The 7,068-nt window shown below is 34.6% G+C and carries 7 protein-coding genes; 4 read left to right on the top strand and 3 right to left on the bottom strand.

Features of this window, described 5'->3' with window-relative positions:
* Positions 1–45 precede the first annotated feature (45 nt).
* The 3 genes from HMPREF3270_RS01415 to HMPREF3270_RS01405 are packed head-to-tail and all read right to left on the bottom strand — an operon-like array spanning position 46 to position 1,649.
* Entirely contained in the window at positions 46–684 is a 639-nt protein-coding gene (locus HMPREF3270_RS01415) for a hypothetical protein (protein ID WP_070848688.1), read from the bottom strand.
* 54 nt (positions 685–738) lie between these two features.
* Positions 739–1,170 (bottom strand): hypothetical protein, encoded by a 432-nt coding sequence (locus tag HMPREF3270_RS01410; RefSeq protein WP_002479688.1) that lies wholly within the window; start codon positions 1,168–1,170, stop codon positions 739–741.
* Positions 1,167–1,649, bottom strand: coding sequence for a thioesterase family protein (locus HMPREF3270_RS01405; RefSeq protein ID WP_002479687.1), 483 nt, complete (start codon positions 1,647–1,649; stop codon positions 1,167–1,169). The genes HMPREF3270_RS01410 and HMPREF3270_RS01405 overlap by 4 nt, the downstream gene beginning before the upstream one ends.
* A gap of 155 nt (positions 1,650–1,804) precedes the next feature.
* On the opposite strand from HMPREF3270_RS01405, the gene corA reads away from it, so the two are divergent.
* The 4 genes from corA (at position 1,805) to nrdD (ending at position 7,066) form a co-directional block, all read left to right on the top strand.
* Positions 1,805–2,752 (top strand): magnesium/cobalt transporter CorA, encoded by a 948-nt coding sequence (gene corA / locus HMPREF3270_RS01400; protein WP_002479686.1) that lies wholly within the window; start codon positions 1,805–1,807, stop codon positions 2,750–2,752.
* Positions 2,753–2,847: 95 nt separating this feature from the next.
* On the top strand, positions 2,848–3,885 hold the full coding sequence (gene fni, locus HMPREF3270_RS01395; protein WP_070848687.1) for a type 2 isopentenyl-diphosphate Delta-isomerase: 1,038 nt from the start codon (positions 2,848–2,850) through the stop codon (positions 3,883–3,885).
* A 392-nt stretch (positions 3,886–4,277) separates the two neighbouring features.
* Positions 4,278–4,757 carry a hypothetical protein gene (locus HMPREF3270_RS01390; protein WP_002479684.1) on the top strand — a complete coding sequence of 160 codons (480 nt, stop codon included), beginning with the start codon at positions 4,278–4,280 and terminating at the stop codon, positions 4,755–4,757.
* A 461-nt stretch (positions 4,758–5,218) separates the two neighbouring features.
* Complete coding sequence (nrdD, locus tag HMPREF3270_RS01385; RefSeq protein WP_002479683.1) at positions 5,219–7,066, top strand: anaerobic ribonucleoside-triphosphate reductase; 1,848 nt, start codon at positions 5,219–5,221, stop codon at positions 7,064–7,066.
* Positions 7,067–7,068 lie beyond the last annotated feature (2 nt).

The following is a 7,068-nucleotide window of genomic DNA, read 5'->3' as shown; positions in this document are numbered from 1 at the left end:
TTATTAGAAGTCAGAACATTTATGTCCCGGCCCCGTAGTCATTAACTATTTAATTCGAATACGACGGTTTCTGAAGAATAAGCTGATAAAGAGTAAACCGAAACAACACGCGAGTAATACGGTCGCATTACTTATTGCTTCACCTGTGACTAAGATTTTATCAGGTGAGAGGTTAATAAAGTATTGTTGTAATGTTTCAGATACACGTTTCGCTGTTTCTTCAACGATATAAGCCAGGCCGAAAGGAATCGCAAACATAATGGCGATTAAGACCATATTGACAATTTTTATCGCAGTACGATTAAAAATCAATGTTAAAACCGTCAAAATCAAACTGAGAATACCTGCGAAGAAAAAGGCGTAAAAGGCCAGTTTCAATTTGCTGATATTATCTTTCAGTTGGCTGATTTGTGTTAAATCAACATTTTGACTCGAGATATTTTGCAGTGTCTCTTGGAAATTCAAGATTTGTGAAAAACGAATGGGTTCATTCACGAGTAAAATATTGAAAATAGGTTCTTTCAGCATACTGTAAATCGAGATAATTGTCAGAATCAATACGATGATTTGAATGATTAAGCTGACGTAAGAACGCTTCTTTTTAGGTGCGAAATACTGGCCGCGTTGAAGCGGTACTCGATCTAAAGGAGCTTTATCAGCCCGTCGTAAATTATTTTGAGCCATAATGGACCAAATACCTCCCTTTGAAGAAAGAAGAACAGAATGATTTATATATTCTTATAACTTATCTTCTGACTGTATTGTATATATTTTATCACTGATGACTTGAATCACATAGTACTTTCCTTGTGTTTCGTAGAGTTGTGCTACAGTCAGCCCTTCTTCATAATAAGCTTGATTGATCGTGTTGTTTGATGGGATTTCACTATGAAGTTGTGATAATTGTGTTGTTAAATCTTGTTTTGTATTTTGAATTAAAGTCGTGATGTCTTGATTGGTTTCTGTTCTTTGTAATTGATTTTGTAGCGTATCTATCATTTGACGTTTACCTTGTATAATCGCATGCATAATACCACGTTCAAATAATTTATAGTCAGGCCCCTTAGTTACATTGTCTTTGCGTTGATTGAGCTCGCTAAGTTCGACTTTGACATCGTCCGTTAAATCCAACAAAGTTACTTGAAGTTCTTCTTGAAGGGATAAACTCATTTAGAATCTCCTTTTTGAGGTATTTCAATACGATGCCCCAGTTGTTTTGGCCAATCAACCTTAGGTTGTGTGTTGTAGTAAAGTTCAACATTGCGCATAAATGTTTCTGGGAAAGGAGCTGATTTTTCACTATCACGATCGATACCCATCATCATTTGTTCATTCGTTGCGACAATGTTGCCTTGTTCGTTGCGCATAATTAAAAAGAAATGCAGACGTTTATAATCATAGTTATAAAGATGAATATCAATTTGATAATTATCATCCAACTTAAGCTGGGATAAGAATGTTGTGTGTTCTTCAATTGTGAAAATCGTGTAGTTTAACTGCTTACGTTCGTCTAATGAAAGACCGTTATTATAGTTGAATTCATTCGTTGCTTGGCTGAACGCTTCGTTATATTGTGAATCATGCATATGCTGATTATGATCAATCATAGATTTTTCTACTGTACCTGTTAATGTAAATAGGTTGCTCATTAAAAAACTCCTTTACCGATTATTATTTTTTTATTTATCATGTATTGTTTTATACTTTATAACCCTCCATAATATACAAATCAATAGGGATAACTTCAAACATAATTAATACTAAAAATGATAAACTAATTTTATGACATAGGGGAGGGAAACGCATGAGTATGTCCATATATTATCAAACTCATTCACATGGCTTCAAAACAGTAGAAGACAAGCGTGATATTCCGTCAGATGCGACGGTGATTTGGTTTGATTTGAATGAACCGACTGAACAAGAAAATAAATTTTTATTAGATAACTTTGATTTTAACCCATTAGAAGTTGATGATACTATACATGCTAATCCAAGGGCGAAGTATAAGAATTATGGAGATTATCAAAATATCGTGTTTCATCGACTTTCAGAACAAAACTATCAAGTTGAAGTCTTGAATATTTTCATTAAAAACAATATCTTAATCACATATCATCATCAGCCGATTGATGAAATTGAAGCAGTTCACAAGCAAGTCACTGCTCATTTCGATAAAGATTTAGATTGTGATGATATTGTTCTATATATCCTTGACCATATTGTGGATGAATATTTCAATCACGTGGAAAAGATATCAGATAAAGTGTTTATGTTTGAAGATGAACATGGAGGAGAACGTACCAACAAGTATATGATGGATGATTTGTTTGATTTACGTTCTGATATTATCAAGATGAACCGAATCATTATGCCGATGAAAGAGTTGATTGATACGTTGCAATATTCGAGTGCTTTAGTGAGAGATGAAAGGCATAGAATGTATATTCAACATATTAAAGATCATATCGTTAAAGAAGAAAATATGTTGAGAACAGCGCAGGATATCACGAAAGAAATCAGAGACAATTTTGAATCATATACTACATATAGAATGAACCACGTCATGCAGATATTAACTATTGTTTCAATGATTTTCATGCCATTAACATTGCTTGCGGGGATATACGGAATGAACTTTGAATATATGCCAGAATTGAAATGGCATTATGGTTACTTTATATGCCTAGGATTGATGGTACTAATTACGTTATGGTGCCTTTGGTTCTTCAAACGTAAAAATATGCTTTAGCATGATTTGAAATAGAAACATTAAAAACTGGAACGAATGTCAGTTGATTGATACACTATCACTAATACATGAAAGAAAAGGAAGTAGGAAAGACAATGAGCGACTCTAAAAGGGAACAACGAAAAGATGACCACGTAAAAATTGCGATGGCACAAACTGATCCGAAACTAACTGATTTTGATCGTGTCAGATTTGTTCATCATTCTATTCCAAGCGTGGATGTAGAACAAGTAGATTTATCAGTCAAATTACCAGACTTTGACTTAAGTTCACCCCTATACATTAATGCCATGACAGGCGGCAGTGAATGGACAAAACAAATCAACGAAAAGCTTGCGGTAGTTGCGAGAGAAACAGGGCTTGCAATTGCGGTAGGTTCAACACATGCTGCATTACGTAATCCAAAAACTGCAGATTCATTCAATATTGTAAGAGAAAAGAATCCAGAAGGTATTTTGTTTAGTAATGTCGGTGCAGATGTGCCTGCAGACTTAGCTAAGAAATCTGTAGAGATGTTGGATGCAAATGCACTGCAAGTACATGTCAATGCACCACAAGAACTTGTAATGCCAGAAGGTAATCGTACATTTTCAAATTGGATGGAAAACTTGAGCTTAATTGTTCAAACAGTTGATGTACCTGTGATTGTGAAAGAGGTCGGTTTCGGTATGAGCAAAGAAACGATAGAAGCTCTATATGAAATCGGTGTACGTTATGTAGATATCAGCGGCCGCGGCGGTACGAACTTTGTTAATATCGAAAATGAACGCCGTGATTTAAAAGATATGTCTTACCTTCAAAATTGGGGACAATCAACAGTCGAATCTTTATTAGAAAGCCAATCACTACAAAATAAAATGACTGTATTTGCGAGCGGCGGTGTACGTAACCCGCTGGATGCTGTGAAATGTATTGCGCTAGGTGCAGATGCAGTAGGTATGTCTCGACCTTTCTTAGAACAAGTTGAAAATAATGGGATTACACAAACTGTAGAATATGTAGAAGCGTTTCTTGAACAAATGAAACGAATTGCGACGATGTTGGATGCATCAAATATTCAAGATTTACAACAAACGTCAGTCATTTTTGATCAATATCTAAAAAATTGGATAGAACAACGTGGATTAAAATAGAAAATAGCACAAGAATCATTGTATGAAAATATACAAAAATAAGTGGAAATATAAGGAGAGCGGTTCAACTGGTAGAGGGTTGAACCGCTTTTTTAGTAACAAATTGGTTTTGGTATAGGCAATCACGAAGAGCTGGACCTTTGAGTCCATAGGCTCTGGCAACGCTTACACTTATTATAGAACATTAATTTGCACAAAGCAATTAGATTCATAAAAAATGATGGATTGTACAAAATAAAATGATTGGTAAATAACAAAATTACAGATGAGTATTATTTAGTACCTATAAGAAACATTTTGACATAAATGTGTATTGATTTATATCTATCTTTAGAAACTGAGCTGAATTTATAATAGGAGTATATTAATTCTCTGTCGAAGGGGGTCAGGGAGTGAGACCTAGTTATTCACAATTCAAAGAAACCGTGCTGATAGAACCGACATCACCAGTTGTTGAACCGTTTTTATACTATTATGATAAGAACCAACATCACATCTCAGGGCTACACATCAGTATAGAAGTTGAGTTAAATAATTGGAATGTTTCTCTCGAAAACAATATCAACACGAATATTATTACAGCCAGTCATACTTTTAAAGTTGATCGTGCTGAAAATAATGTGAAGTATCATTTGGTTGTCATAACACCCGAGACAAATACCGCTATGATAATAGACATCAATCAGGATTTGCGTATAGAGTTGAGTCGTTCATCGACAAAATATATATACGACATAACCAACTATTTGATTAGTGGCGAGAATTATATATATACTGCTTATTTAAGCTGTCAACTGACTCATCATAATTTACAAAATTTCAAAATTGAACGTATTTTTAATGAATGCTTTATCTTAAAAACTTCTACGTGATTTTGAGTGGTCGGACTGTTAAATAAACTATCATACAGTGCTTCAACTCTAAATTTTAAAATATGGACACTAACTTTTTTCAAAGAATGTTAACATATATACATGAATGATTACATCCAAAGTAATAAAGGATGAGTCTTGACAGTTGTTTGTGTGTGACTCCAACATAAACAATGTGACAGATTAAATAAGCAAAATGATTTAGAAACTTAGGGTAGACTATTTACAGATTGTAATAGTTTTTGTGAATTGATGAGATGTCCTTGTCTATGATATATAGATGAGGGCATTTTTGCGTAGTTAGAAAAAGTTGGAAATAGAGTCGTCCTAAATACTCTATTCAAAATAAAGCCACAACATTTTGACATATCTGTTAAAAGTATGGCCATCCTCTTCTAAATTCTATATATTGTGGTAATTTAGTATTTAGAACACAAGATATAGTAGGAAAGGGGAATTCTATGTTGAAACTAGAAGAAAGCTTAAGTCGCTTAATTAATAAAGATCCGACAGTAGTTAATGAAAACGCGAATAAAGACAGTGAAACATTTACGACAATGCGTGACTTAACTGCAGGTGTCGTTTCAAAATCATATGCCTTAGAACACTTATTACCAAAACATGTGGCAGCAGCACATTTAAATGGAGATATTCATTTTCATGATTTAGATTATCACCCATTCCAACCTCTAACAAACTGTTGCTTGATTGATATTAAAGGGATGTTGGAAAAAGGGTTTGAAATTGGTAATGCACAAGTAGAATCACCAAAGTCCATTCAAACTGCGACAGCACAAATCGTTCAAATTATTGCGAACGTATCAAGCAGTCAATATGGTGGTTGTACAGTTGATCGTATTGATGAAGTATTAAGTCAATATGCAGAATGTAACGCCAGAAAACATCGCGAAATCGGAGAAAAGTTTGTATATCCTGAACAATTGGATGATTATGTCCGTACGCAAACTGAAAAAGATATTAAAGATGCGATGCAAAGTTTAGAATATGAAATTAATACACTTTATACGTCTAATGGACAAACACCTTTCGTGACACTAGGTTTCGGCTTAGGCACAGATACATACAGCCGAATGATTCAAAAGGCAATCTTGAAAACTCGTATTCAAGGTTTAGGGCATCATCATGTGACTGCCATTTTCCCTAAATTGGTTTACTCCATTAAAAAAGGTGTCAATTTTGCGCCTGAAGATATCAACTATGATGTAAAACAGTTAGCTTTAGAATGTTCTACTAAACGTATGTATCCAGATATTTTGAACTATGATAAAACTGTTGAAATTTTAGGTGACTTCAAAGCGCCGATGGGTTGTCGTTCATTCTTACCAGCATGGCAAAACGAAAAAGGTGAAAATGAAAACAGCGGTCGTTGTAATTTAGGTGTTGTTACTTTGAACTTACCGCGTATTGCGATTGAAACAGAAGGCGATCCAGCTGCATTCTGGAGATTACTTGATGAACGTATGACATTGATTCATGATGCATTAGTTTATCGCATTGAACGTATTCAATCTGTGATTCCAAATAACGCACCAATCCTTTATAAAAGCGGTGCATTCCATAATCGCTTAAAAGAAGATGATAATGTGATGGAATTATTCAAACATAAACGCGCAACTATATCTATGGGCTATATTGGTCTTTATGAAGCAGCAACTGTTTTTTATGGACCTAACTGGGAAACAAATCCAGAAGCGAAAACATTCACATTAGACATTTTAAGACGCATGAAAGATTTCCAATATCAATGGACAGATGATTACGATATTTTCTTCAGCTTATACAGTACACCAAGTGAATCATTAACAGATCGATTCTGTCGTTTGGATACAGAACGTTTTGGATTAATCCCAAATATCACAGATAAAGGCTATTACCAAAACTCTTTCCATTACGATGTACGTAAAGCAGTGTCACCGTTTGAAAAATTGGATTTTGAAAAAGATTATCCTTTCTTGGCGAGCGGCGGTTATATTCATTATTGTGAGTATCCTAAATTGACACATAATACAAAGGCGCTAGAAGCGGTATGGGACTATTCATATGATAAAGTCAGTTATTTAGGTACGAATGCGCCGATAGATAAATGCTATGAATGCGGATTTGAAGGGGACTTTAAAACAACAGCACATGGCTATGAATGTCCACATTGCGGTAATCATGATCCTGATACAGTAGATGTGGTTAAAAGAACTTGCGGTTATCTTGGTAATCCTGTTCAAAGACCAACGATTGAAGGGCGTCATAAAGAAATTGCTGCACGTGTGAAACATATGAAAGGAAACGAATAACG

The organism is Staphylococcus sp. HMSC65H10 (genome assembly GCF_001839185.1).
GTDB classification, from domain to species: domain Bacteria; phylum Bacillota; class Bacilli; order Staphylococcales; family Staphylococcaceae; genus Staphylococcus; species Staphylococcus simulans.
Note: the sequence above shows the minus strand (reverse complement) of the source record. Positions and strands in the feature narration are given on the sequence as shown.